Consider the following 23,236-nt stretch of genomic DNA (forward strand, 5'->3'; position numbering starts at 1 on the left):
CGTTGCAGGCCGTGCACGCGAAAGAGACGCATGGCTTTCGGTGCTCCTTCCCTCAAAGGCCGGGCGCTGCGGCTCCTGAGCCAGCGCGAGCATTCGCGCGCGGAACTCGAACGCAAGCTGGCAAAGCACGAGGAAGAGCCCGGCACGCTGGCCCGCGCGCTCGATGAACTCGCCGCCAAGGACTTCATCAGCGAGCCGCGGGTGGTGGCTTCGGTGCTGCACCAGCGTGCCGCGCGCTCGGGCGCATTGAAGGTGCGGCAGGAGCTGCAAGCCAAGGGCATCGCGCCCGAAGCCATCGCCCAGGCGGTGGCAAGCTTGCAGGACACCGAAGTCGAACGCGCCACCGCGCTGTGGCGCCGCCGTTTCGATGCGCCGCCTGCCGATGCGAAGGAGCGGGCGAAGCAAACGCGGTTCCTGCTCGCGCGCGGTTTCTCGGGTGCGGTGGTGGCCAAGGTCCTCAGGAGCGATTTCGATGAACCCACAGACGACGAATGACGAAACCCACGGCGCGCCATCGCGCGTCGTCACGCAGCGCGTGACCTGCGACTGGCGCCGCGCCTATGCACTCGCCGCCGATCCGGCGCGGCTGCCCGACTGGGCCAGCGGCCTGGCCCAAAGCGCGCTGGTGCCGCAGGGCGATCACTGGACGGTGAGCACGCCAGAAAGCGGCGAGGTCCGCATGCGCTTTGCGCCCGCCAACGACTTCGGCGTGCTCGACCATTGGGTGGCGCCCGAAGGCGTGCCCGAGGCCTACCTGCCGTTTCGCGTGATCGGCGTGGCGCCGGGCGTGTGCGAGCTGCAGTTCACGCTGCTGCGGCAGCCGCACATGGACGATGCCGCGTTCGAGCGCGACGCCGACTGGATCGCGCGCGACCTGCAGTCGCTGCGCCAGCTGCTCGAAGCGGCCTGACGCGCGGTTCGCTGTTGGGCGTCTGAGCGGCGCTCAGAGCGCCAGCATCAGCTTGAGGTTCTGCACCGCGGCGCCGCTCGCGCCCTTGCCGAGGTTGTCGAGCCGCGCGATCACCACGGCGTGGTGGTGATCTTCGTTCGGGAACACGCGCAGCTCGAGCTGATTGGTGTCGTTGAGCGCCAGCGCGTCGAGCTTGCCGTCCTCGGTGGGCGGCAGCACCTTGACGAACTGCTCGGGCGTGTTGCTCTTTGCGTAGTGCGCGGCCAGGGCCTCGTGCAGGTCGCCGGCCTTGGGCTTGCCGGGCAGCAGGTCGAGGTGCAGCGGCAGCTGCACGAGCATGCCTTGCTTGAAGTTGCCGACCGAGGGGATGAAGACGGGGCGGCGGGTGAGGCCGGTGTACGTCATGATCTCGGGGATGTGCTTGTGCTTGAGGCCGAGCGCGTAGGTCTCGAACAGCGCCGCCTCGCCTTTTTCGTAGGCCTCGATCATGGTGCGGCCGCCGCCCGAATAGCCGCTGACCGAGGGCAGCGAGATCGGGAAGTCGGCTGGCAGCAGGCCCGCGTCGACCAGCGGACGCACGATCGCGATGGCACCGGTGGCGTAGCAGCCAGGATTGCCGACGCGGTCGGCCGCGGCCACGGCCTGCCAATGGCCGGCGACGAGTTCGGGGAAGCCGAACACCCAGCCGGGCGCCACCCGGTGCGCGGTGGAGGCGTCGATGATCTTGGGCTTCTTGCCGGGCAGCTGGTCGATCAGCGCGACCGACTCGCGGGCCGCATCGTCGTGCAGGCACAGCACCACGAGATCGACACCGGCCATGAGCTCGCGCTTGGCGTTGACGTCTTTTCGCAGCTCGGGCGCAATGCTCACGAGTTCGATCTGCGGCATCGTCTGGAGCCGCTCGCGAATTTGCAAGCCGGTGGTACCGGCTTCGCCGTCGATGAAAACCTTGGCCATGATGGGGTGCCCGATGTGTACGTATTGACCGCAACCGCGCGTCGAGTATTGGTGCGGCGCACCATGATACAGTCCGCGGTTGTTCGCCGCCCCCAGCCGCCAGGCTGCCGTCGCCCGCGAGCAACAGAGCAGAAACAGCTTCAGACGCCAGATCTCCCGTTCTCAACCCCCTCCTTCCGAGAGACATCCCTCATGAAGATCCACGAGTACCAAGGCAAGGAAATTCTTGCCAAGTTCGGCGTGCCGGTGCCGCGCGGCATTCCGGCCTATACGGTTCAGGAGGCGGTCGAGGCCGCCCAGAAGCTTGGGGGCCCGGTGTGGGTCGTCAAGGCCCAGATCCACGCGGGCGGCCGCGGCAAGGGCGGCGGCGTCAAGGTGGCCAAGTCGATCGACGACGTCAAGAAGCTGGCCGGTGAGATCCTCGGCATGCAGCTCAAGACGCACCAGACCGGCCCCGAAGGCCAGAAGGTGCGCCGCCTCTACATCGAAGACGGCGCCGACATCCACAAGGAATACTACGTCTCGGCCGTGACCGACCGCGCGACGCAGAAGGTCGCGTTCATCGCCTCGAGCGAAGGCGGCATGGACATCGAGGAAGTGGCCCACTCCACCCCCGAGAAGATCATCACGGTGTATGCCGACCCCAAGGAAGGCCTGACCGACGCGCAAGCCAAGGAAATCGCCGACGGCATCGGCATGCCGGCCGATTCGACCGCGCAGACGGTCGACATCCTGAAGAAGCTCTACGCCTGCTACATGGAGACGGACGCCTCGCTGGTCGAGATCAACCCGCTCAACCGTGACAGCAAGGGCAAGGTCATGGCGCTGGACGCCAAGTTCAACTTCGACAGCAACGCGCTGTTCCGCCACCCCGAGATCGTCGCTCTGCGCGACCTCGACGAAGAAGACCCGGCCGAAGTCGAGGCCTCGAAGTTCGACCTGGCCTACATCAGCCTCGACGGCAACATCGGCTGCCTGGTGAACGGCGCGGGCCTGGCCATGGCCACCATGGACACCATCAAGCTGTTCGGCGGCGAGCCGGCCAACTTCCTGGACGTGGGCGGCGGCGCCACCCCCGAGAAGGTCACCGAAGCCTTCAAGATCATGCTGAAGAACAAGAACGTCGAGGCCATCCTCGTCAACATCTTCGGCGGCATCATGAAGTGCGACACCATCGCCACCGGCGTGATCGCAGCCTGCAAGGCCGTGAACCTGCAAGTGCCGCTGGTCGTGCGCATGAAGGGCACGAACGAAGCCGAAGGCAAGAAGCTGCTGGCCGATTCGGGCCTGCCGATCATCAGCGCCGACACCATGGCGGACGCGGCCCAGAAGGTTGTCGCAGCGGTCAAGAAGGCCTAAGGAACAAGTCATGTCGATCTACATCAACAAAGACACCAAAGTCATCACGCAAGGCATCACCGGCAAGACCGGCCAGTTCCACACCGAGAAGTGCCAGGAATACGCGAACGGCAAGAACGCCTTCGTGGCCGGTGTGAACCCCAAGAAGGCCGGCGAGTCGATCTTCAACATCCCGATCTTCGGTTCGGTGAAGGAAGCCGCCCAGCAGACCGGCGCCACCGTGTCGGTGATCTACGTGCCGCCGGCAGGCGCAGCCGCCGCCATCTGGGAAGCCGTCGAGGCCGACCTCGACATGGCGATCTGCATCACCGAAGGCATTCCGGTTCGCGACATGCTCGAAGTGCGCAACAGGATGAAGGCCAAGGAAGCCGCCGGCGGCAAGAAGACGCTGCTGCTCGGCCCGAACTGCCCCGGCCTCATCACGCCCGACGAAATCAAGATCGGCATCATGCCCGGCCACATCCACCGCAAGGGACGCATCGGCGTGGTCTCGCGTTCGGGCACGCTCACGTACGAAGCCGTGGCACAGCTCACCGAAATCGGCCTCGGCCAATCCTCGGCAGTCGGTATCGGCGGCGACCCGATCAATGGCCTGAAGCACATCGACGTGATGCAGGCCTTCAACGACGATCCCGATACCGACGCCGTCATCATGATCGGCGAGATCGGCGGCCCCGACGAAGCCGACGCCGCCCGCTGGTGCAAGGACAACATGAAGAAGCCGGTCGTCGGCTTCATCGCCGGCGTCACGGCGCCTCCGGGCAAGCGCATGGGCCACGCCGGCGCGCTGATCTCGGGCGGCGCCGACACGGCCGAAGCCAAGCTGGCCATCATGGAAGAGTGCGGCTTCACCGTGACCCGCAACTTCTCGGAACTGGCCAAGCTGCTCAAGGCGAAGATCTAAGCTTTCGCGTCCTCGCGCAACCACGCCAAAAGAAAAGCGCCCGCATGACCTGCGGGCGCTTTTTTCGCTGCGGGGCCATCGCGCAAGGCAGTACGCTCATGATCAGGCCCATGGAACACTTTTCGATCATCGTCATGCTGCGGCGCGCCTGAACCAAGATGGCGACTGTCGGCGCGTCCTTCTTTACCGCACGCCCCCCGCTTCACTGGGAGTTCGCGGCGCTGACCGATGTCGGCCTCGCGCGCACCCACAACGAGGACGACCTGCTGGTCGACCCGGCGCTCGGCCTGGCGGTGCTGGCCGATGGCATGGGCGGCTACAAGGGCGGCGAGGTCGCCAGCGCCATGGCCGTGTCGCTGGTGCAGGCCAGCTTTGCGCGCTGGTTCGCGCAAGGCGGGTTGCAGGCGCCCGCCCGCGTGGTGCGCCGCGCGCTGCAGGCGGCCACCGACAAGGCGAATGCCGCGATCCTCGGCGCCGGCATGCGCAATGCCGATCTCCAGGGCATGGGCACGACACTCGTGCTGGCGGCGTTCAGGCCGCAGCGCGTGCTGGTCGGCCACATCGGCGATTCACGCTGCTACCGGCTGCGCAACGACAAGCTCGAGCAGCTCACGCGCGACCATTCGCTGCGGCAGCAGCAGCTCGACGCCGGGGCGATCACCGCCGAGGAAGCCCTGGTTTCCCCGCACCGAAACTTGGTCACGCGCGCCGTCGGCGTCGAGCCACAGGTGGTGCTCGAGACCCACGAGCACACGGCCCGGCCCGACGATCTCTACCTGCTTTGCTCCGACGGGCTCAGCGAGATGATTCCGGATGCGCAGCTTTTCACGCTTTTGACCCAGGACATCGGGCTGCAGCAGAAGGCCTCGCTTTTGATTGCAGTTGCAAACGACAATGGCGGCCGCGACAACATCGCTGTTGTCCTGGCCAGGGCGCGCACAGAAAACGACGCGCCGGAAGCCGCATAGTTGCAGGCTTGGCGACGGCGCGTCGCCCCGGCCTGCGGTCGACACAGGAAATCATGCAATCGGGGACTCGGCCATGCCGAAAATGATCATTGCGATCGAAGGTGAGGTCGTCGGGCAATTGGCGCTCGCCAAGGATCGGACCACGCTCGGACGGCGCGCCTACAACGACATCGTGATCGACAATCCCGCTGTCAGCGGCGAGCATGCGCTGCTCCACATGACGCGCGGCGGCGAAGTCGAAATTGAAGACCTCAACAGCACCAACGGCACCTATATCAACGGACACGTGGTCCAGAAGCAGGTGCTTCGGGAGAACGACGTCATCGACATCGGTGGCTGCCGGATCCATTTCCGCGCGCGCAACAACCCGGCGGCAAACGCAGGGGCAGCGCTCGAAGCGTCCGTCAGCAGCGGCTTCCCCGAGCCCATCTCGCTGTCGTCGGCGCCCACGGAGGCCGGTGCCTTGGTCGTTTTCGGCACGCCAGTGCTGCGCGTGCTCTCGGGCAGCGAGCCCGGCCAGGAGCTCCCGCTGCAGAAGGTGGTCACCACCATCGGCCGGCCGGGCGTGGCCGTGGCGGTGGTCACGCGCCGCCGGCAGGGCTATGTGGCCGCCAGCGTCATGGGCGCCGTCACGCTCAACGGCGCGCCGCTTGGCACCGAAGCCGTGGCGCTGCAGGAGCGCGACGTGCTCGAGCTCAGCGGCGAGACACGCATGGAATTCGTGCGGGTCTGACGGGCCTCGCCTTGCTGCACGCCCTCGCGAGCGTCTGACGCGATGAAAGCGCTGGGGCGACACTGGCCGCGCATTGCCATCACGCTGCTGCCCGTGCTGGTGGCGCTGACCCATGCCATGGGCGCATGGCACCTGAACGCGCTCGACCGCCTCGACCGTCTGATCTACGACACCCGCCTGCGCGCCACGATGCCGCGCACCTTCGATCCGCGTATCGTGATCGTGGACGTCGACGACGACAGCCTTGCACGGCAGGGCCAATGGCCCTGGGGGCGCGACACGCTCGCCCGGCTCACCACCGAACTCATGCAGCGGCAGCAGGCCGCCGTGGTGGGATTCGACGTGATGTTCATCGAGCCGGACCGCAGTTCTGGCCTGGACCAGCTTCGCCAGATCGCCCGCGGTCCGCTGCGGGACGTGCCAGCCCTCGGCGCCGAAGTGGAGCGGCTCGCGCCCGTGCTCGACAACGACCTTGTCTTCGCCAGGGCGCTCGAAGGCCAACCCGTGGCGCTCGGCTACTACTTCACGCGCACCGAAACACCGACCGCGAAGGGGGCTTTGCCGGCGGCCCCGCTGCTCGAGGCCGGCGCGTTCCCGCCCGGCAGCGGCTACGCCACCGGCTGGAACGGCTTTGGCGCGAGCCTGCCCGTGTTGGCAGCCGCCGCCCCGGCCTCGGGTTTTCTCAACACGCTCCATCACGCGGCCAGCGACGGCGTCATTCGTTCCGTTCCGCTCATCGCCCGCTACCGGGGAAAGCACGGGCAGCCGGGCTACTACGAGTCCTTCGGGCTCTCGGTCTACCGGCTCGCCAGCGGATCGCCGGCCGTGCTGCCGGCCTTTGTGGATGGGGCCGGTGAGTCGCGGCTCCATTCGCTGATCGTCGGCGACCTGCGCGTGCCCGTGGACGACGCCGCTCGTATGCAGGTTCCCTACCGGGGCCTCGGCGGCGCGCAGGGCGGATCATTCCGCTATGTGCCAGCCGCCGCTGTGCTGGAAGGACAACTCGCCCCCGGCGAACTGCAGGGGCGCATCGTGCTCGTGGGGGCCACGGCGCCTGGCCTGCAGGATCTGCGGGCCACGCCCGTGAGTTCGGCATTCCCGGGCGTCGAGGTGCATGCCAACCTCGTCTCGGCCATGCTCGACCGCCGCCTGCTCACCGTGCCCGACTACGCCACAGGCTACGAGGTGCTCAACATCATCGCCGCGGGACTCATCCTCGCGCTGGGCCTCACGCTGCTCCAGGCGCCGCGGGCCGTGCTGCTCGGTATCGGCACCATCGCCGTCCTCGTGGGGGCCAACAACTGGCTCTACCTCGGCTTCGGCCTTGTGCTGCCGTTGGCCTCGATGCTGGTCATGGCGACGTCAGCCTTCGTCCTCAACATGGGGTGGGGCTATTTCGTCGAGGCCCGCGCGCGGCGCGGTCTGGTCCGGCTGTTCGGCACCTACGTGCCGCCGCAGCTGGTCGACGAGATGCTGGTCCAGCCGGGGCGCTACAGCATGCGCGCCCAAAGCAGGCACATGACCGTGATGTTCTGCGACATGCGCGAATTCACACGCATCTCGGAGCACATGCCGCCGGCCGACGTGCAGGCCTTCCTCAACAAGCATTTCAGCCGGCTTGCCAGCATCATCAGCACCCACCGCGGCACCGTTGACAAATACATGGGTGACTGCGTCATGGCCTTCTGGGGCGCACCCATCGAGACGGCGGACCATGCCACCCTGGCCGTGCGCGCCGCGCTCGACATGGCGCAGGCCGTGCGCGAACTCAACAGGAGCCATCTGGCCGACGGGCGGCCCGAGATCAGCGTGGGCATCGGCATCAACAGCGGCGTGATGAGCGTGGGCGACATGGGTTCGGCGGCGCGCCGCAGCTACACCGTGGTGGGCGACGCCGTCAACCTGGCTTCGCGCCTCGAAGGACTGAGCGCTTACTACGGCGTGGAGATCGTCGCGAGCGGTGCCACGCGTGAACTGGCACCCGGATTCGTCTGGCAAGAACTCGACAGCGTTCTCGTCCGGGGCAGGGCGCAGCCGGTGTCGGTGTTCGCGCCATTGGCGCTGGAGCCCGGGCAGGAATCGAGCAGTGACCGCATGCAATCCGAGACGCTGCAGCGCTGGGCCGGGGTGCTCGCCGCCTACCGCAGCCAGGACTGGGCGACCGGCCGAAACCTGCTCGACCCTTTGCTCGCCGAGGATGCGAAAAAAGTCCTTTACCAGCTCTACGCCCAGCGTTTAGCCTCGATGGCGTTGCGGCCCCAGGACCCTGAGTGGGATGGTGCAACCCGGTTCGAAAGCAAATGACCACGCACTGAAGCAGGGGGTCTTCCACAATGCAGGTTCGCGTGCTGGGTTGCTCTGGTGCCATTGCCAAAGACTGTCGCACCACCTCGTTCCTGGTCGACACCGACTTGCTCGTCGATGCCGGCACAGGCGTCGGCGACCTCACGCTCGACGAAATGGCGCGCATCGACGACGTGGTGCTCACCCATTGCCACCTCGACCATATCGCCGCGCTGCCGTTGCTGCTCGATGCCGTCGGCGGACGCCGCAACCGGCCGCTGTGCGTGCATGCGCTGCCGGCCACCATCGCGGCGCTTCGCGCCCATGTGTTCAACAACGTCATCTGGCCCGATTTCGAGCGCATCCCGAGCACTACTGCGCCCTTCGTCAGTTTTCACGAGATCGCCGTCGGGCAGAGCCTGACCGTCGGCAGCGCCATCGCCAAGCATGTCGAGGTGCTGCCGGCCGTGCACACCGTGCCGGCCTGCGGCTTCGCCGTCTGCCACGCCGGTGGCGGCGCTCATTGGGTCTTTTCGGGCGACACCGAACGCAACCCGCCGTTCTGGGACCGCGTCAATGCGCTCGACGTGGCCGTGCTCGTGATCGAAACCGCCTTCAGCAACCGCGAAAAGGCGCTTGCTGAGCGCAGCCTGCACCTGTCGCCCCTGGCACTCGCCGAAGAACTGGCCCACATCGATCCGGGCAAGCACTACCCGATCTACATCACCCACACCAAGCCGGCGGAGACCGAAGAAATTATGAGCCAGATCCAGGTGCTGAACGGGCAGCTCGCAGGGCTGGGGCAGCGGGATATTCGGTGGTTGAAGGCGAGTGGGGTATTGAGTCTTTGAGGCGAGGCCCGCTTGAGCGACATCTTTGTCGCTGGCGCTGAACAAAGTTGTCGCTATTTGTAAAGGATCGGAAATTTATCACTTGGTTTGTTTGCAAAGCGCTCCGCGTTGCGGGTCACAGATGCTGCGGAATGCATCGCAGCTTCGGCGCGTTGCCGGGGTGGTTAGCAAACCAATCGGGAGTGATAAATGAAGCGTCTTTCTATTGCACGTCATGTGCAGAAGGGTTTTACCCTTATTGAATTGATGATCATGGTGGCGATCATCGGGATTTTGGCGGCTATTGCAATTCCTCAATACCAGACCTACGTGGCGAAATCGCAAGTCTCTCGCGTGATGGCAGAGGCAGGTGCAATGAAGACCGCTATCGAAGCCTGCATCCTTGAAGGGAAGACTGCCGTGGGGATCGCTGCCGGAGAATGCGACCCGCAAGCGACTGGTTCCAACTTGGTAACGGGCACCACTCAAGGGAATGCCATTGCGACTGGTACAGGTGTCCCGCAGGTCACCAATCCGCTCGTCGCCGCGACAACGATTACCGCCACGTTTGGCAACAACGCAGCAGCGGCTCTAGCAGCGGCCAATTCAAACCAGCTCCGTTGGACTCGTGATGCGAACGGTTCATGGTCTTGCACGACCAGCGTCTTGGCAAAATACCGTCCCTCTGGCTGCTCTGCTGGCCTTTGATGACCTTTAGCTTCTTCTCAAAAGCCGCCTGCAAGGCGGCTTTTATATGTAGCTCTCCTGCAGATCCGTATCCGCGCAAATTTGCTGCAGCTTCCTACTCCACAGTCGTCACTTCCCGCCAATTCAACAAACGCAGCGCAGACCCCTTGCCGAAATCGATCGGAGGCTGGGGCTTTTTCTCCTCTACATCGCCGCCCATACCACGGGTCTCGCCGCCCTCGTTATAGATCTGCAGATCGATGATCGCGGAGCCATGGCTGTAATACGCCGCTCCGTTGACTAGCGCTGTGGTTCCCGAGCCGAAGTTCACTGCGTAGATGCGACTTTGACCCGACGGGCTGCATGCATTTCCCGTCGTGAGCAGGCTCGAAAACAGCACCACGCCGTTGAACGAAGTCGGGTTCAGTACCATGCGCCACGCAATGGTCGTGGACTCGTCGACGAAATCATGGAACCAGCCGCGCGTGTCGCCGAAAGTGACCTCGGTCTTCTCGGTGAGGTGGTCTTCGGTGAGCTGCGTCAGCATGCTTCGCGTGATCGGGAAGGTGCCGGCGGAAGCGAAGCTCGCCGCATTGCCGTCCACGATCGCATAGAAGCTCTGCATGGCCGTCGAGCTGATGTCCACAGTGTCGAGCAACCGGCCGGTTCCGAACAGGACGTAGCGCTTCTTCGACTTAGGATCGATTTCGACCAATGGTTGGGTCGTGATCGGTTGCGCATTGCCGTTGGTGGTCGCATCCGTTAGCGTCGCGAGCTTCAGCGGCGACGGGTAGGAGCCCGAACTGCCCTTGGCGGCTGTCACGTCGAACCGCCAGAGTTGCCCGTTCAGGTCGCCGGCATAGATGGCATCGGCGGTGCCATCGGTGAAGTCGGTGATATAGGCGGTCGCCTGCGCGAGACCGTCCGACGCATTGCCGGTTTGCACTTTCTCGAGCAACGCCCCGTTCCTCGGGTTCACGAAGTAGACGTAGCCGAAGCCGTCGCCGTTGTTGTAGCCCGAGGTCAGCACCACCACCCAGCCGTACTTCTTCGTCTTCAGCACGACCGGCGTACCGAAGCTGAAGCCCAGCGTGTTGCCGACGCCGGCCGTGGCCGCGGTGAACTCCCAGAGCACCTTCGTCTTGACGGTGTCCTCGGTCAGCATGTTGGCGGGGTCGGTGATGTCGATGGCGTAGAAGCCCTTGCCGCCTTTGCCAAGGCCGCCGATCAGCAGCGTACGCCAGTTGGCGCCGCTGCCGCTTGCCGCGGTCGTAAAGGTGCCGCCGGCGCTGTTGAAGTCGAGGTCGAAGGCCCTGGGCGTTGCATCGACGTAATAGCGGTGATCGTATTCGGGATTGCCGAGCTGGCGCAGTCCGTCGATCGTCGGCGTGGCCGGGTTGCTGGGGCCTGAGAACAGGGGGCTGGGCACGTAGGCGAACTGTTCCTTGCCGGCGTTCGTGCCTTCGAGGGCACCGTTGAAAGCGTGCAGCATGCCGTCGTTGGCACCCACGTAGACCATGGTCGGCCGGTTCACGTAGGTTCTCTTGAACGCGGCGTATCCTGGATTCACGGTGTTCGAGAGTGGGGCTGCAGGTGGGCCGACGGGCGTGACTTTGGCGTTCACGACGTCGCCGAGCAGCAGCGTGCGACGGCGGTAGGGCTTGCTGTCGTCGGTCGCGGTTCGTTCCTTGCTGCGGTCTCCGCGCAGGTAGTTGAGGAAGTCCGTGCTGTCGTTCCCGGTCGCCCAGGGCGTGTCGAGCGCGGACAGCTGTGCCGACGTGAGGTTGCCGGCGCGGAACGGCACGCCGGCCGTGCCGTTCCACGTCACCACCTGGCGCGCGGTGTCCCAGCCGGTGCCGGCCAACTGGACCTGCAACGTGCTCGCGGTATTCCAGCGCTCATCGGTGGTCGGAACGTCCTTCGGAAAGGTGAGCAGGCTGCCGCTCACGACGCCAGTCCATCCGTTGGAGTCGTATTGGGCCGCATAGGACGCAGCGCCCGACGATGAGATCTGCGCGCTCGACAACGAGAACGAGGTGGTGAAGGACTTGATGGCATTGGCGATGCTGGCGAAGGCGCGGGTCAGGCCGTCCACCATGGCGTCGGGCCGCCCGGCCGTGAAGTAGTTGTCCGGGCGGGGCTGGGTCGTGCCCGTGCTGCGCGTATCGGTGAGCATGTCGGTGCTGGTCGCCCACCAAGCCTGCGGGATGGGGCCCGTGAAGGTGTAGGGATCGAAATCCTTCAGGTCGGAGGGGATCTTGAGACCGCCGAACTTGGCGGCCAGATAGAACTGGTTGTTGGCCTGGAATGCCTGCTCGAGCACGTCGACCCAGTAGGTCTGGACCGTCTGCTTGCCGATGGTGTTGGGCTGGTCGGCCACGTCCGGGCGGATGTCCTTGGCGTTGGCGTCATACGCAAGTCCGGCCATGCGCGCCGAATTGTTGCTGCAGCAATTGTTCGAGATGTTCGTTCGCGTACCGAGGTTGTCGCCCATGCCCTGCAATTGGCCCACCTTGTTGGTCGCCGTGACTGCATTCACGGAAGCGTCGTCCCTGACCTTGGCTGGAAGATCAGGCTCGTCGGCTTTGTTCGTGTTGCCCGGCACGTTCTTGTCGCCGTGGGTGTAGATGTCACCGATGCCCAGCACGAAATTCCGCTGGCACGAATACTGGATGGGATCGTCCCAGTTCTTGATGACCGGAAAACCGTCGAGGCGCGTGGCGGTGGTGGCTTTGTCCGTGGTGTTGAGGTTGCTCCACTCCGGCACGTTGCCCAGGTTCCGGTAGTAGCGCAGCGCGGCGTAATAAAGCTCGCTGACCGGGTCGTTCGACTTGTAGTTGCCCGGCACCAGCTGGCCGAACTTGTTCAAGTAGTTGATCACGCCGCTGTCGCTGATTGTGACGCCGTTGGCACCACTCGCCTTTGCGTCCTCGGAATCAGGGTTGGGGACGAAGACCCCGTTCTCGTCCCACTCCCTCAGCAGGTTGGTGACGTCCGGAACCCCAGGCTCCGGCTTCGTCGGACCGACGAATTTCTGACGCGCCCGCAACACGGCGCCATCGCGCCCGTTGCCGGTTTCGTTGAGGTAGCCGAAGGCGCTGAAGCGCATCCTTCGCGCGTACTGCTGGATCAGGCCCTCGGGCTTCCAGCCAGATGCGTACTGCTTGCAATTGCTTTCCACGCCACCCGGAGCGGTCGGCACGCACACCCGGTTGCGCATCGTGTAATCCTTGGAACCCGCCGCGCTGACATTGCTGGTGAAGATGCTGAAGGCATCGTCGCCTGGCTTCTTCCACCAGAACTGCAGCGTTGCATCGCCACTGTTCTCGTAGTACTCGATCTTGACGTCGAAGCTCTGCCCCGCGGTCAGGGTCACCGTCGTGTCGTAGCTGGTCGCACCCTGGTCGATCCACTTGTCGATCTTGAGAACGTCCGAGATCCACAGGCGCACGCCATCGTCCGCTCGGACGCGGAACGTGTAGGTGCCGGCGACCGGCGCGGTGAAGGCGCCCGTGTACCGTGCCGTGAAGTTGTTCGCGCCCACGTCGGATACAGGCTCTTTCGTGCCCCACGTGTGGTCGGCGGTGTCCTCGGCCACAGTTGCTGTCGGCTTGCCGGAGAAGCCCTTGTTGGCGTTCTTGTAGTACTCGCCCTTCAGCGCCCCGCCAGTGGTTGTGACGCGCATCGCATAGGCAAGGCCATTGACTGCGACGGAAAGGCTGGTCGCGGAAATGAAGGGGGTTGCGCCGGCGATCTCGGCCACAGGCAAGGTGCGGTCGGGAAAGAGGCCCTGACCCGAGTGGTAGCCTTTTTCGAGGATGGTCTCGCTGGGCGTGTCCACCACGCGTCGGCCGCCGGTCATCGCCCATCGGAACGGATCGATGGTCGCGGTCGCGGCCCAGTTCAGGAAATTGCCGCTCCAGGTGCCGGTGACCGCATTGCACTTGCGCCCCGTGGCGACGCCCGTCGGGTTGAAGTAGCTCTTGTCGCCGGTGTTGGTTTCGTTGCGCGTGGTGTCGGCGACGTAGCTGTAGCACTTGTTGGGATCGAAATAGCCCAGGAAGGTGCTGGCGCTGGAATAGTTCGCCGTGTGTGCCGTGCGCGAGGCGGTCGGCCACTCCACTGACAGTGCCAGTGCCAGGTTGCCGGGCACGTTCGAGGTCGAGAACACCGGCTGGTTCGCCAGGCTGGCTGCATGGACGGCGCCGCCCAGGCCCAGCAGGCATGCAGCGGCGGCGAAGGCCCGGGTCAGGCAAGGCACAGGAGTGGACGATGAGTTCATGGCAGGTGCGCGATGCGTCATTCGGGATTTCGGAAAGAGGTCTGCAGGAACACCTGCGTGTCGCGTGGGCCATCCACCCGGATGCTCAGCCGGTAGACGACGGCCTTGGGTGGCGCCGGGCGCCCGGACTCCTGCACGCTGCCGCCGCGCACATCGTTGCTCGCGGGCGCATACACGCAGTTGGCCTTGCCCGGCACGCCGATGTCGTTGCAGAGGCGGTCGATGACGTAGCGCACGCGGACCTGATCCTTGCGCGCGGCATCCTGGATGTCGTTCGCCGTGCTCGCCACCACGTTGAATGCATCGTCGCTGCCGAGCAGCACGGTCGGGATGCCGCGCCCGTTCGACGGCAGTTCCTTCGCGCTGTAGTTGAACGCCTTCGCACTGGCATGGTTGGCCGTGTCGGCAGAGAGCGCACCGCCGGTGTCTTTGTCGAACAGCGCCAGCACCTTGGCCGCGGCCTGTTCGCCCTGGTTGACCAGGTCGCGCTTGAACGCCAGGTTGCCGGCGCTCGACAGCGAGGTGTTCATCGATCGCACCACGGCCACGCCGCCGGCGAGAAGCACCACCAGCACGATCAGGCACAACAGGAGCACGACGCCGCGTTGCTCTGCGCGGTGGGGATGCCGGGAAGGACGAAGGATCATGATCTGGACAGCAGCAGCATGTTGCGCAGCGGGACGGTGAATTCGACGACGCGGTACCGGTACTTGCGCCGGCCGTCTCCGGCCGGAAACGCGACCGCGTCGCGGGCCACGTCCGTGTCGGCAAAGATCTCGGGAATGCCGAAGCTGACGTCGTCCTTCTCGGCAATGCTGCTGCGCAGGATCACCGCAACACGCACGGCCGCGATCTTCTTTGCCGCCTTGGCAAGGTCTTCGGGCGTCTTCCCCGTATTGGCCATCAAGCCGGCCAGGTCGTAGTCCGTCGCATCGGGGGCGGCCCAGCCGTCCAACGTTCCGTTCTCGTCCGTGTCGATGCCGTAGATCGCGTGCATCTCCATGACGCCATCGGCGAGAGCCTGCGACTCGTCATTGCCGTTGATCCGCAGCAGGTCGTGGCTCATCAGCGTGCGGTCGCTGTTCACCCCGAACAGCGTGAACTGGATGTTGCCGCCGGCGTCCGCGATGTTGCCCAGCATGGTGAGATTCGCCGAGCCGCCGATCACCAGGTCGGACAGGGTGGTTCCTGCGCCCGCTGTGTAGTAGTCGCCCTTCAGCGTCAGCAGTTCGTTGGCCGCGGCATCGGCGAAGGCGGGGTCGACCTGCTCGACCAGGCAGTCGGCGACGTCGGGATTGCTGACCAGCGCCACGTCTCGTGCCTTGATGCGCACCGTGTTGTCGAGGCGCAGGATGTCCGCGCTCGCACCGAGAGAAATGATCTGACGCGGCACGTCGCCCGCCGCCGCGTCGCTGCCCATCACCATCAGCACGTCCGAGACGCCGTCGGGCGACTGGCCCTTGCCGATCACCACCGGCAACACGCGAAGGTTGGCGGCGCCGGCCGCACCGCCGAGGAACTTCTCGAACGGCGCCGGAAACGCCGTGGTGCGCGGCAGGATTGCGGCGTTCTTGCGCTTGGCCTGTACCTTGCACCCGAACACGCCCAGGTTCCACGACTGGGTCAGGCCGGAGCCGGCGCTTCGCAGGGCGCGATCAAGCACGTGGGCCGCATAGGCGCCCGTCTGCCCCATGTCGTTGACCGCGGTGGTGGTGCGCTTGGTCGATTCGCCGAAGATAACGGCGCTGGTGACGGCCAGTGTCACCACGAGCCCGATGGCCATGGCGACCAGCAGTTCGACCAGCGTCAGGCCGCGCGCGTGCCGGGCCCCGAAAGTGTGCAGCTTGTAGCTCATGGCGGCAGGACGACGATGCGCGTCGTGAGTTGGCTGTCGGTGTCGTGCGAGGGCGCGCGCCATTTGATGGTCACGTTGGCCGCAATGCCGTCGACCTCCACCTCGCCGACGCCGGCGGGCAGGCCGCCGGTCGTCGGCTCGGCCACGCGCTCTTTCCATTGGTCGAGCTTTTCGGCGGGAAGGGTCGCCGATCCATGGAGCACCATCTGGGCGGCGACCTCGTTGGCAAGCAACGCCGCGCGGTTGCGGTCTTCGGCATCGTTCGAAAAGCCGATGGCGCGCGCCTGCAGGCCGATGAGGCCCAGCAAGCCGAGCGAAAACAACAGCACCGAAACAAGTATTTCGAGCAGCGCCACGCCGGCTTGCGCACGGCGGCGAAGAGGGCCCGGCTTTCTCTTGTTCATGACTGGCAACCGTCCGGATGGCTGTCCGAAAGAGTCTTGGCGGGATCGCAGAGGCGCACCTGGCCGCCCAATGCCACCGTGACCTTCAACTGGCGATCGCCTTCGACCTCGTCGCTCATGCGAACGGTGAAGGCATGCACCGGAGGCGTTCCGGACGGGAGCTCGCACTCCGCATCGGTCACACCGGGGCTGGCATTCTCAGCCAGGCGGCCGATCGAACTGAAGCAGAGCGCCATGGGCCCGTCGATCACCACACCCGAGCCGACATCACGCAGGATGCCGGCTTCGATGAAAGCGCTGCCCCCCCCCAGCCGCCAGTGCCACCGTGCTGATGGCCCAATTGCTTCCGTTCGCCTTGGCCGTGTAGCCGTTCGCCTTGGGCTTGTCTTCCGTCAGCGAAAAGACCACCTGGCGGCTTCGGCGCGTGGCCTCGGCCTGGGCGTTCCGCAGTCCGTTCTGGAGCGAATCGGCCACCGTGCGGACCTTGTTGTTGCGCACCCAGCCGATCATCGACGGCATGGCCAGCGCACCCAGCAAGGCCAGGATCGCCACGGTGACGATCATCTCGACCAGGGTGAAGCCCCGCGCGCGCGGGAGGGCCCGCTGGTTCAGCACGCCTGCCCTTTCTTCACGATCCAGGAGGTGTCGCAAGTGCTGGTCCAGCCCGACCATCCCGAGGGCATCTTGGCCGTGGCGCGGACGTTCTGGTGGTCGATCGTGTAGATCACATCCTCGGCGGGTCCCGACCCGGTCGCCCTGAGCCTGAAGGTCGTGGCGGTGGGCGCGTCGGCGTCTGCGCAAGAGACCTCGAATTTGCCGAAGGTGCGCTTCTTGACATCGACGCCGGCATTGCAAGGCGGCAGGATGGTTGCGGAAACCTTCGCGTAGGTCCGGTTGTCCTGGTAGTAGCGTTCCATGTCGGCGCGCATGGCGGCCAGTGCGTTGGTGCCGTCGACCAGATGGCCGCGTCGCACATAGTCCTGGTAGCTGGGGATCGCGATGGCGGCAAGGATCCCGATGATCGCGACCGTGATCATCACTTCGATCAAGGTGAAACCTTGTAGATGCTTCATGCGCGGGTGCGAAATAGGGTGGTTCATGGCAGATCTTTCGCGCTCGGGCATGCGCCGAAGCGCCCAAGACACAGTTGGGTGACGTTCGTCCAAGAATGTCTCCAAATGTTTCTTTTTGCAAAACCGCTCGTCTCCCGCTCACAGCCATTCGTCGGCCGCTCGTCGGCACAATCGGCCGAATGACTTCCCGCGCAGCCACGTCCGTCGAGGCCGTCGCTCTTTCTCCGAACGTTGTCCTCGGCCTCCGTGCCGGGCTGGTGGCGTTTCCCTTCCTCTGCCCGCTGGTCGCGGGCCCTTCGGTCCAGGCCTGGCAACTCCTCGCCACCTGGCTCTGCGTCGCGGCGATGCTGTTCGCGATGCCGGCCGGCCTGCCGGCGCGCCGTGTCCGGGCTTGGTTGGCCGCTTGCGCGGCCGCCATCGTGCTGTCTTCCTTGTTCGTGGCCTCACCCGGCACGGCGGCGCTGTGGCTTCCGCCCGTGGTGGCGCTCGGCGGCGTGGTGGCCGCGGCCTGCGTGGGTGCCGGCATGGCGCGCGGCGGCCCGTCGATGGCGGCCGTGCTGGCCTGGGGCGTGCTGGTCGCGGGCCTGGTCAGCGCGGTGCTCGGCCTGCTGCAGTACTACGGCCTGGCCGAGCCGCTGGTGCCCTGGACCACCACGCCCGCGCTGGGGCAGGCTTACGGCAACCTGCGCCAGCGCAACCAGTTCGCCACGCTGATCAGCATGGCGCTGGTGGCGGCACTCTGGATTCATGCGACACGGCAGCAGCCATCGGCGCGGGGCGGCCGCTGGTCGGCGTCGGCCATCCTGCTGCTGCTCGTGGCCGCGGCTGCGTCGACATCGCGCACCGGCTTGCTCCAGCTGCTGTCGATCACCGGCGTGGTCTCCTGGATTGCTTGGCAGGAGCGGTGCAGGGCGAAAACAAAACCAGAAGGAAGTGCCCGCTTCGTGCTGCCGCCTTCCTGGGCCTTGCTTGCGATGATTCCGATCTACTTCGCCTTGGCCTGGCTGCTGCCGCAGCTCGCTGCTGGCGAGGTCGAAGGCATGATGCGCCGACTGCAGGAGGGCGCGCCCGGCGACCACACGCGGCTGGTGCTCTGGCGCAACGTGCTTTCGCTGATCGCCGAGCGCCCCTGGGTGGGTTGGGGCTGGGGCGAGCTTTCGTTCGCGCACTTCAGCACCTTGTACGAGGGGTCGCGATTCCCCGAGATCCTCGACAACGCGCACAACCTGCCGCTGCACCTGGCGGTCGAGCTGGGCGTGCCGGTGTCGGTGCTGGTCTGCGGCAGTTTCGCGTGGATGGTGTGGGCGGCACGGCCCTGGCGCGAGCATGATCCCGCTCGGCTCATGGCGTGGGGCATGCTGGGCGCTGTCACGCTGCACAGCCTGCTCGAATATCCGCTCTGGTATGGGCCGTTCCAGCTGGTCTTCGGGCTCTGCCTCGGCCTGTTGTGGCCCAGGTCGCCCAATGGGAAGCCGCGCGCCAAGCCGCGGTGTCTCGCGCCGCCGGTGCCGGCTTCGGCCGCCGCGGCCGTGCTGCTCGCAGTGGTCGGCTATGCCGGCTGGGACTACATCCGGGTCAGCCAGATCTACCTGCCGCGCGACGAGCGCCTGCCGGCTTACGAAGACGACACGCTCGCCAAGGCGCGGCGATCCTGGCTGTTCGCGCGGCAAGCGGGCTTCGCCGGGCTGACGCTCACGGCCGTGACGCCGGCCAACGCCGCCGCCGTGCACGCGCTGGCCGAGCGGACGATGCACTTTTCGCCCGAGCCACGCGTGATCGTCAAGCTGATCGAGAGCGCCGAACTGCTCGGCCGGCACGCCGAGGCGCGCGCCCAGGCCGAACGCTTCCGCATCGCCTTTCCGGGCGAATACGAGCGCTGGCTACGGGGCGAAGCCACTGACCGCCGCGGCGCGCCGTAGCGCCCAAAGCTGTCAGCCGGCCACGTAGCTCCCCGACTTGCCGCCGTGCTTCTCGCGCACATGCACGTCGGTGATCCGCATCCCCCGGTCCACGGCCTTGCACATGTCGTAGATGGTGAGCAGCGCCACCTGCACGGCGGTCAGGGCTTCCATCTCGACACCGGTCGGGCCCACGGTCTCCACCGTGGCGGTGCAGGTCACTTGCGGTGCCTGGCCCGTCTCGGCCAGCGTGAACGCGAGCGCGACGCGCGTGAGCGCCAACGGGTGGCACAGCGGGATCAGGTCGCTGGTCTTCTTGGCCGCCTGGATGCCGGCGATGCGCGCGATGCCGAGCACGTCGCCCTTCTTCGCGGTGCCCGTCTGGATCAGGGCCAGCGTGGCGGGCTGCATCTCGATGCGGCCGGTCGCCACGGCCACGCGGTGCGTGGCGGGCTTGGCCGCAACGTCGACCATGTGGGCCTGGCCCTGCGCGTCAAAATGGGTGAGGGAACTACTCATGGGGTGAACATTCCGTGGGGAGATGCATCATACGAGCCCGAGCCATCGACGAGGAATGCCGCGCTTGACGACCACTTCTGCCAAGACCCCGAGACCCTCTTCTGCCGTGCCTGTGCTGCGATCGCTCTGTGCGGCCGTGCTGATCGCGTCGCAGGTGCTGCTGCCGGTGCCGGCCCGGGCGCAGCTGCAGGTGCTGCCGGGCCTGGGCGATGGCGGCGAGATGACCGCCAGTGCCGAACGCCAGCTTGGCGACCAGATTGCGCGCGAGCTCTATCGCGACACCGACTACGTCGACGATCCGGTGGTCGGCGCCTACGTGCGAGAGATCTGGCAGCGCTTGCTAGCGGCAGCGCGCCAGCGCGGCGAGCTCACGCCCGAGCTCGACGAGCGCTTTGCCTGGGTGGTGCTGCTCGGGCGCGACCGCAACATCAATGCCTTTGCGCTGCCGGGCGGCTACCTCGGCCTGAACATGGGCCTGATCGCCGCGGTGGGCAGCCGCGACGAACTGGCGACGGTGCTCGGCCACGAGCTGTCGCACGTCACGCAACGCCACATCTCGCGCATGATGAATCAGCAGGGCAAGCAGATGCCGCTGATGATCGCGGGCCTGATCCTCGGCATGATCGCGGCCAGCAAGAGCCGCAATGCCGATGCGGGGCAGGCCGTCATCATGGGCAGCCAGGCGCTCTTCATGCAGAACCAGCTGAGCTTCTCGCGCGACATGGAGCGCGAGGCCGACCGCGTGGGCTTCGGCGTGATGACGCAGGCCGGCTTCGCGCCGCAGGGGGCGGCCACCATGTTCGAGAAGCTGCAGTACGCCTCGCGGCTCAACGACAACGGCTCGTACCCGTACCTGCGCAGCCATCCGCTCAATTCCGAGCGCATTTCCGACATGCAGGGGCGCTTCCAATTTCGCATGGATGCAGTCGAGCCCTTGCCGCTCGCCATGGACCACGCGATGGTGGCCGCGCGCGCCCGCGCGCTCACGCGGCCGGGCGTCGATGTGCTGCGGCTCTGGATCGATGCGGCCGGCAGCGGCGAGTTCGCGCGCAGCAGCCCGGCCCAGCAGGCGGGCACGCTGTACGCCGCGGCCTTCGCGGCCAAGGAACTGCGCGACCACAAGGCCGCCGGTGCGTTGGCCGAGCGGCTCGCGGTGCGCACGGCCGACGACGCTTCCGCCGCCAAGCTGGCCCGCTGGCTGCAAGCCGAGATCGCATTGGCGTCCGGCGATGCGCCGCGCGCCGCTGGCCTGCTCGATGTCAAGTCGAAAGAGCGGCCCGAGATGCTGCTCGCGGCCGATGCCGCCGTGGCAACGCGCCAGCCCGCGCCGCTGGTGCCGGTGCTGCGCGACTGGGTGGCCGCGAACCCGCGCGACGCGACGGCGTGGCGCGCGCTGGCCAGCCTGTACGGCGCGCAGAACGACACGGTGCGCGCCGTGCGTGCTGAGGCCGAGGCCAACGTGGCGATCCTCGACTATCCGGCGGCGCGCGACCGCCTCAAGGCGGCGCAGGAACTCATGCGCCGGCCGGGCACGCCCGTCGATCACTACGAGGCCTCGATCATCGACAGCCGCGCGCGGGCGGTCGACGTGCTGGTCAAGCGGCAGGCGGAAGAGCCGCCGCTCAGGTAGCGCGGTGGCTCAGCGTTTCGAGAGCAGGCCGCCGAGCGCGGCCTCGATGAGGAGGCCCAGCAGCGAATAGATCAGCGAGCCGATCAGTGCCGCCAGGAAGCCATTGACCTGGAAGCCTCCGAGCAGCCCCGAGGCGGCCCAGAACAGCAGCGCATTGATCACGAACAGGAACAGCCCGAGCGTGACGATCGTGACCGGCAGCGTCAGCACCACCAGCACGGGCCTGACGACCATGTTGAGCAAGCCGACGATGGCGGCCGCGATCAGTGCCACCCCGAAGTTGTTGATCTGGACGCCGGGATAGATGTAGGCCACCGCAAGCAGCGCCACGGCACTGAGCAGCCATTTGATGATGATGCGCATGGCCGCAGGATAACCCAGGCACCCTGAAAAACAACGAGCCCCGGGGCGTTGCCGCACCGGGGCTCGTCGGGGAAGCGCTGCGCGCCTATTCGGCCAGTTCGTTGGCCAGCACCAGCAGCGTGCCCATGCCCATCACGGCACCCGGGAAGGTCCAGCCCGACTGGCGCCGCGGCGCCTGGTCGGGCGTGATCGGCTCGAGGTCGACGCCGATCTTGGGACGCCGGGCGTCGACGACGTGCGTGGCGGCATGCTCGCGCTTCAGCTGCTGCGTGAGCTCGGTGAGCGGCCCCTTGGCGAGCACCGGCGTGACCTGCCCGCCATTGCGCTCGAGCAGCGGCAGCAACTGAGCCTGCACCTTGCTGAACCACTTGGCGCGCCAGTTCTCACGCGCGCTATGGCTCACCCATTTGCTGATGCGGTGTGTCATGCGGGGTGCGCAGGCAACGAGCACCCAATGCCGGGCCACCACGCTGTCCGCGTCCGGAGCGAGTTCGGCGAACTGCTCTGCGGCGTAGCCGGCGTCGTCGACATAGAGAATGATCTTTTCCACGGTCCGCTCCTCGGTGGGATGGTGAGAGTGGCAGAGGCTGCCCGCTGGGCGAGTGCGGCCTCTGCGGCGATCAGCTGCCGGTGCTGGTGGCGGTTTCGGCAGGAGGATGCCGGCGCGCCTGGCGCATGGCCACCCACTTGCCGATGACCAGCACCAGCAGCGCACCGAAGATGCCCGCGCCGTAGCGGATCAGGTCGGTCTGCGGCACCTTCGGCACCCAGGTCCAGGCGGCGGTGTTCGCCAGGGCGGGGTCGGACACGGCCATCGTGCCGGCAATCCAGCCCAGCAGCATGCCACCGAGCGTGATGATCATCGGGAAGCGGTCCATCAGCTTGATGACCAGCTGGCTGCCCCAGACGATGATCGGGATGCTCACGAGCAGGCCGAAGATCACGAGCGGCATCTGGTGTGCTTCGCCGGCGCCCTGTGCGGCACCCGCAATGGCGATCACGTTGTCCACGCTCATCACGAGGTCGGCAATGATCACGGTCTTGACCGCACCCCAGAGCTTGTCGCTGGCGGCGATGTTGCCGTGCGCATCGTCATGGTCGGGCGCAAGCAGCTTCACGCCGATCCACAGCAGCAGCACGGCACCGGCCAGCTTCAGGAACGGAATGGCCAGCAGCGTGAGCGCAAAGAAGATCAGGATGACCCGCAGCACGATGGCGCCTGCCGTGCCCCACAGGATGCCCTTCGTGCGCTGGGCGGGTGGCAGCTTGCGGCATGCCAGGGCGATGACGACGGCGTTGTCGCCGCCGAGCAGGATGTCGATCATGATGATCTGACCGACCGCGACCCAGAATTCCGGGGTCATGAACTGTTCCATAGATTCCTCTTGTCTTCGTGCGTGGCCGTCGATTCCGGGTGGAAGCGGCGGTCCGGCGCATGCGTTGCGTTTCGATTCATCCCGTGCAGGAAGTTCGAAGCGTGACGAAGACCGGGGTGACGACCGGGAGTCAGGAACGCTTCGACCAAACCTGCGCAGGTTCAAATCGAAGGTCTTGCTCGACGACACGCACCCCAAAGCAAGG

The 23,236-nt window shown here is 66.2% G+C and carries 23 protein-coding genes; 11 read left to right on the plus strand and 12 right to left on the minus strand.

Annotated features, from left to right (window positions below; all coding sequences use genetic code 11):
- Positions 1-30: 30 nt before the first annotated feature.
- Positions 31-495 carry a recombination regulator RecX gene (gene recX, locus AC3A6R_RS13110; RefSeq protein WP_487860829.1) on the plus strand — a complete coding sequence of 155 codons (465 nt, stop codon included), beginning with the start codon at positions 31-33 and terminating at the stop codon, positions 493-495.
- Positions 473-910, plus strand: a complete 438-nt coding sequence (locus AC3A6R_RS13115) for an SRPBCC family protein (RefSeq protein WP_487864529.1) — start codon at positions 473-475, stop codon at positions 908-910. Before recX ends, AC3A6R_RS13115 begins: the two co-directional genes overlap by 23 nt.
- A gap of 33 nt (positions 911-943) precedes the next feature.
- Here the strand turns inward: AC3A6R_RS13115 and argC are convergent, their stop codons facing one another.
- On the minus strand, positions 944-1,867 hold the full coding sequence (gene argC, locus AC3A6R_RS13120; RefSeq protein ID WP_487864530.1) for an N-acetyl-gamma-glutamyl-phosphate reductase: 924 nt from the start codon (positions 1,865-1,867) through the stop codon (positions 944-946).
- 192 nt (positions 1,868-2,059) lie between these two features.
- Here argC and sucC point away from each other — a divergent pair, with 192 nt between their 5' ends.
- The 7 genes from sucC (at position 2,060) to AC3A6R_RS13155 (ending at position 9,652) form a co-directional block, all read left to right on the plus strand.
- Positions 2,060-3,226: an ADP-forming succinate--CoA ligase subunit beta gene (gene sucC / locus AC3A6R_RS13125; RefSeq protein ID WP_487864531.1), complete on the plus strand. Its 1,167-nt coding sequence runs from the start codon at positions 2,060-2,062 to the stop codon at positions 3,224-3,226.
- A 10-nt stretch (positions 3,227-3,236) separates the two neighbouring features.
- Entirely contained in the window at positions 3,237-4,130 is an 894-nt protein-coding gene (gene sucD / locus AC3A6R_RS13130) for a succinate--CoA ligase subunit alpha (protein ID WP_487860833.1), read from the plus strand.
- Between the two features lie 158 nt (positions 4,131-4,288).
- The gene (locus tag AC3A6R_RS13135) at positions 4,289-5,098 is read left to right on the plus strand and encodes a Stp1/IreP family PP2C-type Ser/Thr phosphatase (RefSeq protein ID WP_487864532.1); all 810 of its coding nucleotides are present in this window, start codon (positions 4,289-4,291) and stop codon (positions 5,096-5,098) included.
- 73 nt (positions 5,099-5,171) lie between these two features.
- A complete protein-coding gene (locus AC3A6R_RS13140) occupies positions 5,172-5,831 on the plus strand; it encodes an FHA domain-containing protein (RefSeq protein ID WP_487864533.1) in 660 nt (219 codons plus the stop codon).
- Between the two features lie 42 nt (positions 5,832-5,873).
- Positions 5,874-8,135 (plus strand): CHASE2 domain-containing protein, encoded by a 2,262-nt coding sequence (locus AC3A6R_RS13145; RefSeq protein ID WP_487864534.1) that lies wholly within the window; start codon positions 5,874-5,876, stop codon positions 8,133-8,135.
- A 29-nt stretch (positions 8,136-8,164) separates the two neighbouring features.
- On the plus strand, positions 8,165-8,965 hold the full coding sequence (locus AC3A6R_RS13150) for a 3',5'-cyclic-nucleotide phosphodiesterase (protein WP_487864535.1): 801 nt from the start codon (positions 8,165-8,167) through the stop codon (positions 8,963-8,965).
- 189 nt (positions 8,966-9,154) lie between these two features.
- A complete protein-coding gene (locus AC3A6R_RS13155; RefSeq protein WP_487864536.1) occupies positions 9,155-9,652 on the plus strand; it encodes a pilin in 498 nt (165 codons plus the stop codon).
- Between the two features lie 94 nt (positions 9,653-9,746).
- Here AC3A6R_RS13155 and AC3A6R_RS13160 read toward each other — a convergent pair whose 3' ends face one another.
- Genes AC3A6R_RS13160 through AC3A6R_RS13190 form a run of 7 tightly spaced genes read right to left on the minus strand, consistent with a single transcriptional unit; the run spans position 9,747 to position 17,338 of the window.
- The gene (locus AC3A6R_RS13160; RefSeq protein ID WP_487864537.1) at positions 9,747-13,913 is read right to left on the minus strand and encodes a PilC/PilY family type IV pilus protein; all 4,167 of its coding nucleotides are present in this window, start codon (positions 13,911-13,913) and stop codon (positions 9,747-9,749) included.
- Positions 13,914-13,930: 17 nt separating this feature from the next.
- Complete coding sequence (locus AC3A6R_RS13165; RefSeq protein WP_487864538.1) at positions 13,931-14,560, minus strand: pilus assembly PilX family protein; 630 nt, start codon at positions 14,558-14,560, stop codon at positions 13,931-13,933.
- Positions 14,557-15,768 (minus strand): PilW family protein, encoded by a 1,212-nt coding sequence (locus AC3A6R_RS13170; RefSeq protein ID WP_487864539.1) that lies wholly within the window; start codon positions 15,766-15,768, stop codon positions 14,557-14,559. The genes AC3A6R_RS13165 and AC3A6R_RS13170 overlap by 4 nt, the downstream gene beginning before the upstream one ends.
- The gene (locus AC3A6R_RS13175; RefSeq protein ID WP_487864540.1) at positions 15,765-16,172 is read right to left on the minus strand and encodes a type IV pilus modification PilV family protein; all 408 of its coding nucleotides are present in this window, start codon (positions 16,170-16,172) and stop codon (positions 15,765-15,767) included. The genes AC3A6R_RS13170 and AC3A6R_RS13175 overlap by 4 nt, the downstream gene beginning before the upstream one ends.
- A complete protein-coding gene (locus AC3A6R_RS13180) occupies positions 16,169-16,423 on the minus strand; it encodes a hypothetical protein (RefSeq protein WP_487864541.1) in 255 nt (84 codons plus the stop codon). Before AC3A6R_RS13180 ends, AC3A6R_RS13175 begins: the two co-directional genes overlap by 4 nt.
- A 16-nt stretch (positions 16,424-16,439) precedes the next feature.
- Entirely contained in the window at positions 16,440-16,787 is a 348-nt protein-coding gene (locus AC3A6R_RS13185) for a pilus assembly FimT family protein (protein WP_487864542.1), read from the minus strand.
- On the minus strand, positions 16,781-17,338 hold the full coding sequence (locus AC3A6R_RS13190) for a type IV pilin protein (protein WP_487860844.1): 558 nt from the start codon (positions 17,336-17,338) through the stop codon (positions 16,781-16,783). The genes AC3A6R_RS13185 and AC3A6R_RS13190 overlap by 7 nt, the downstream gene beginning before the upstream one ends.
- 86 nt (positions 17,339-17,424) lie before the next feature.
- Here AC3A6R_RS13190 and AC3A6R_RS13195 point away from each other — a divergent pair, with 86 nt between their 5' ends.
- The gene (locus AC3A6R_RS13195; RefSeq protein ID WP_487864543.1) at positions 17,425-19,164 is read left to right on the plus strand and encodes a PglL family O-oligosaccharyltransferase; all 1,740 of its coding nucleotides are present in this window, start codon (positions 17,425-17,427) and stop codon (positions 19,162-19,164) included.
- Positions 19,165-19,176: 12 nt separating this feature from the next.
- On the opposite strand, the gene moaC is transcribed toward AC3A6R_RS13195, so the two are convergent.
- Positions 19,177-19,662 carry a cyclic pyranopterin monophosphate synthase MoaC gene (gene moaC / locus AC3A6R_RS13200; RefSeq protein WP_487864544.1) on the minus strand — a complete coding sequence of 162 codons (486 nt, stop codon included), beginning with the start codon at positions 19,660-19,662 and terminating at the stop codon, positions 19,177-19,179.
- Between the two features lie 55 nt (positions 19,663-19,717).
- Here moaC and AC3A6R_RS13205 point away from each other — a divergent pair, with 55 nt between their 5' ends.
- Positions 19,718-21,292 (plus strand): M48 family metalloprotease, encoded by a 1,575-nt coding sequence (locus AC3A6R_RS13205; protein WP_487864545.1) that lies wholly within the window; start codon positions 19,718-19,720, stop codon positions 21,290-21,292.
- Positions 21,293-21,301: 9 nt separating this feature from the next.
- Here AC3A6R_RS13205 and AC3A6R_RS13210 read toward each other — a convergent pair whose 3' ends face one another.
- The 3 genes from AC3A6R_RS13210 to AC3A6R_RS13220 form a co-directional block, all read right to left on the minus strand.
- Positions 21,302-21,655, minus strand: a complete 354-nt coding sequence (locus AC3A6R_RS13210; RefSeq protein WP_487860848.1) for a phage holin family protein — start codon at positions 21,653-21,655, stop codon at positions 21,302-21,304.
- 85 nt (positions 21,656-21,740) lie between these two features.
- Complete coding sequence (locus AC3A6R_RS13215) at positions 21,741-22,205, minus strand: hypothetical protein (protein ID WP_487860849.1); 465 nt, start codon at positions 22,203-22,205, stop codon at positions 21,741-21,743.
- Positions 22,206-22,275: 70 nt separating this feature from the next.
- Entirely contained in the window at positions 22,276-23,031 is a 756-nt protein-coding gene (locus AC3A6R_RS13220) for a TerC family protein (RefSeq protein ID WP_487860850.1), read from the minus strand.
- Positions 23,032-23,236: the final 205 nt, after the last annotated feature.

The organism is Variovorax sp. Soil_C_19 (genome assembly GCF_057657255.1).

Excerpts from the sequence above, each read along its gene's own strand:
- recX (WP_487860829.1), top strand. The coding sequence starts at position 31 with ATGGCTTTCGGTGCTCCTTCCCTCAAAGGCCGGGCGCTGCGGCTCCTG.
- AC3A6R_RS13115 (WP_487864529.1), top strand. The coding sequence starts at position 473 with ATGAACCCACAGACGACGAATGACGAAACCCACGGCGCGCCATCGCGC.
- argC (WP_487864530.1), bottom strand. The coding sequence starts at position 1,867 with ATGGCCAAGGTTTTCATCGACGGCGAAGCCGGTACCACCGGCTTGCAA.
- sucC (WP_487864531.1), top strand. The coding sequence starts at position 2,060 with ATGAAGATCCACGAGTACCAAGGCAAGGAAATTCTTGCCAAGTTCGGC.
- sucD (WP_487860833.1), top strand. The coding sequence starts at position 3,237 with ATGTCGATCTACATCAACAAAGACACCAAAGTCATCACGCAAGGCATC.
- AC3A6R_RS13135 (WP_487864532.1), top strand. The coding sequence starts at position 4,289 with ATGGCGACTGTCGGCGCGTCCTTCTTTACCGCACGCCCCCCGCTTCAC.
- AC3A6R_RS13140 (WP_487864533.1), top strand. The coding sequence starts at position 5,172 with ATGCCGAAAATGATCATTGCGATCGAAGGTGAGGTCGTCGGGCAATTG.
- AC3A6R_RS13145 (WP_487864534.1), top strand. The coding sequence starts at position 5,874 with ATGAAAGCGCTGGGGCGACACTGGCCGCGCATTGCCATCACGCTGCTG.
- AC3A6R_RS13150 (WP_487864535.1), top strand. The coding sequence starts at position 8,165 with ATGCAGGTTCGCGTGCTGGGTTGCTCTGGTGCCATTGCCAAAGACTGT.
- AC3A6R_RS13155 (WP_487864536.1), top strand. The coding sequence starts at position 9,155 with ATGAAGCGTCTTTCTATTGCACGTCATGTGCAGAAGGGTTTTACCCTT.
- AC3A6R_RS13160 (WP_487864537.1), bottom strand. The coding sequence starts at position 13,913 with ATGAACTCATCGTCCACTCCTGTGCCTTGCCTGACCCGGGCCTTCGCC.
- AC3A6R_RS13165 (WP_487864538.1), bottom strand. The coding sequence starts at position 14,560 with ATGATCCTTCGTCCTTCCCGGCATCCCCACCGCGCAGAGCAACGCGGC.
- AC3A6R_RS13170 (WP_487864539.1), bottom strand. The coding sequence starts at position 15,768 with ATGAGCTACAAGCTGCACACTTTCGGGGCCCGGCACGCGCGCGGCCTG.
- AC3A6R_RS13175 (WP_487864540.1), bottom strand. The coding sequence starts at position 16,172 with ATGAACAAGAGAAAGCCGGGCCCTCTTCGCCGCCGTGCGCAAGCCGGC.
- AC3A6R_RS13195 (WP_487864543.1), top strand. The coding sequence starts at position 17,425 with ATGACTTCCCGCGCAGCCACGTCCGTCGAGGCCGTCGCTCTTTCTCCG.
- moaC (WP_487864544.1), bottom strand. The coding sequence starts at position 19,662 with ATGAGTAGTTCCCTCACCCATTTTGACGCGCAGGGCCAGGCCCACATG.
- AC3A6R_RS13205 (WP_487864545.1), top strand. The coding sequence starts at position 19,718 with ATGCCGCGCTTGACGACCACTTCTGCCAAGACCCCGAGACCCTCTTCT.
- AC3A6R_RS13210 (WP_487860848.1), bottom strand. The coding sequence starts at position 21,655 with ATGCGCATCATCATCAAATGGCTGCTCAGTGCCGTGGCGCTGCTTGCG.
- AC3A6R_RS13220 (WP_487860850.1), bottom strand. The coding sequence starts at position 23,031 with ATGGAACAGTTCATGACCCCGGAATTCTGGGTCGCGGTCGGTCAGATC.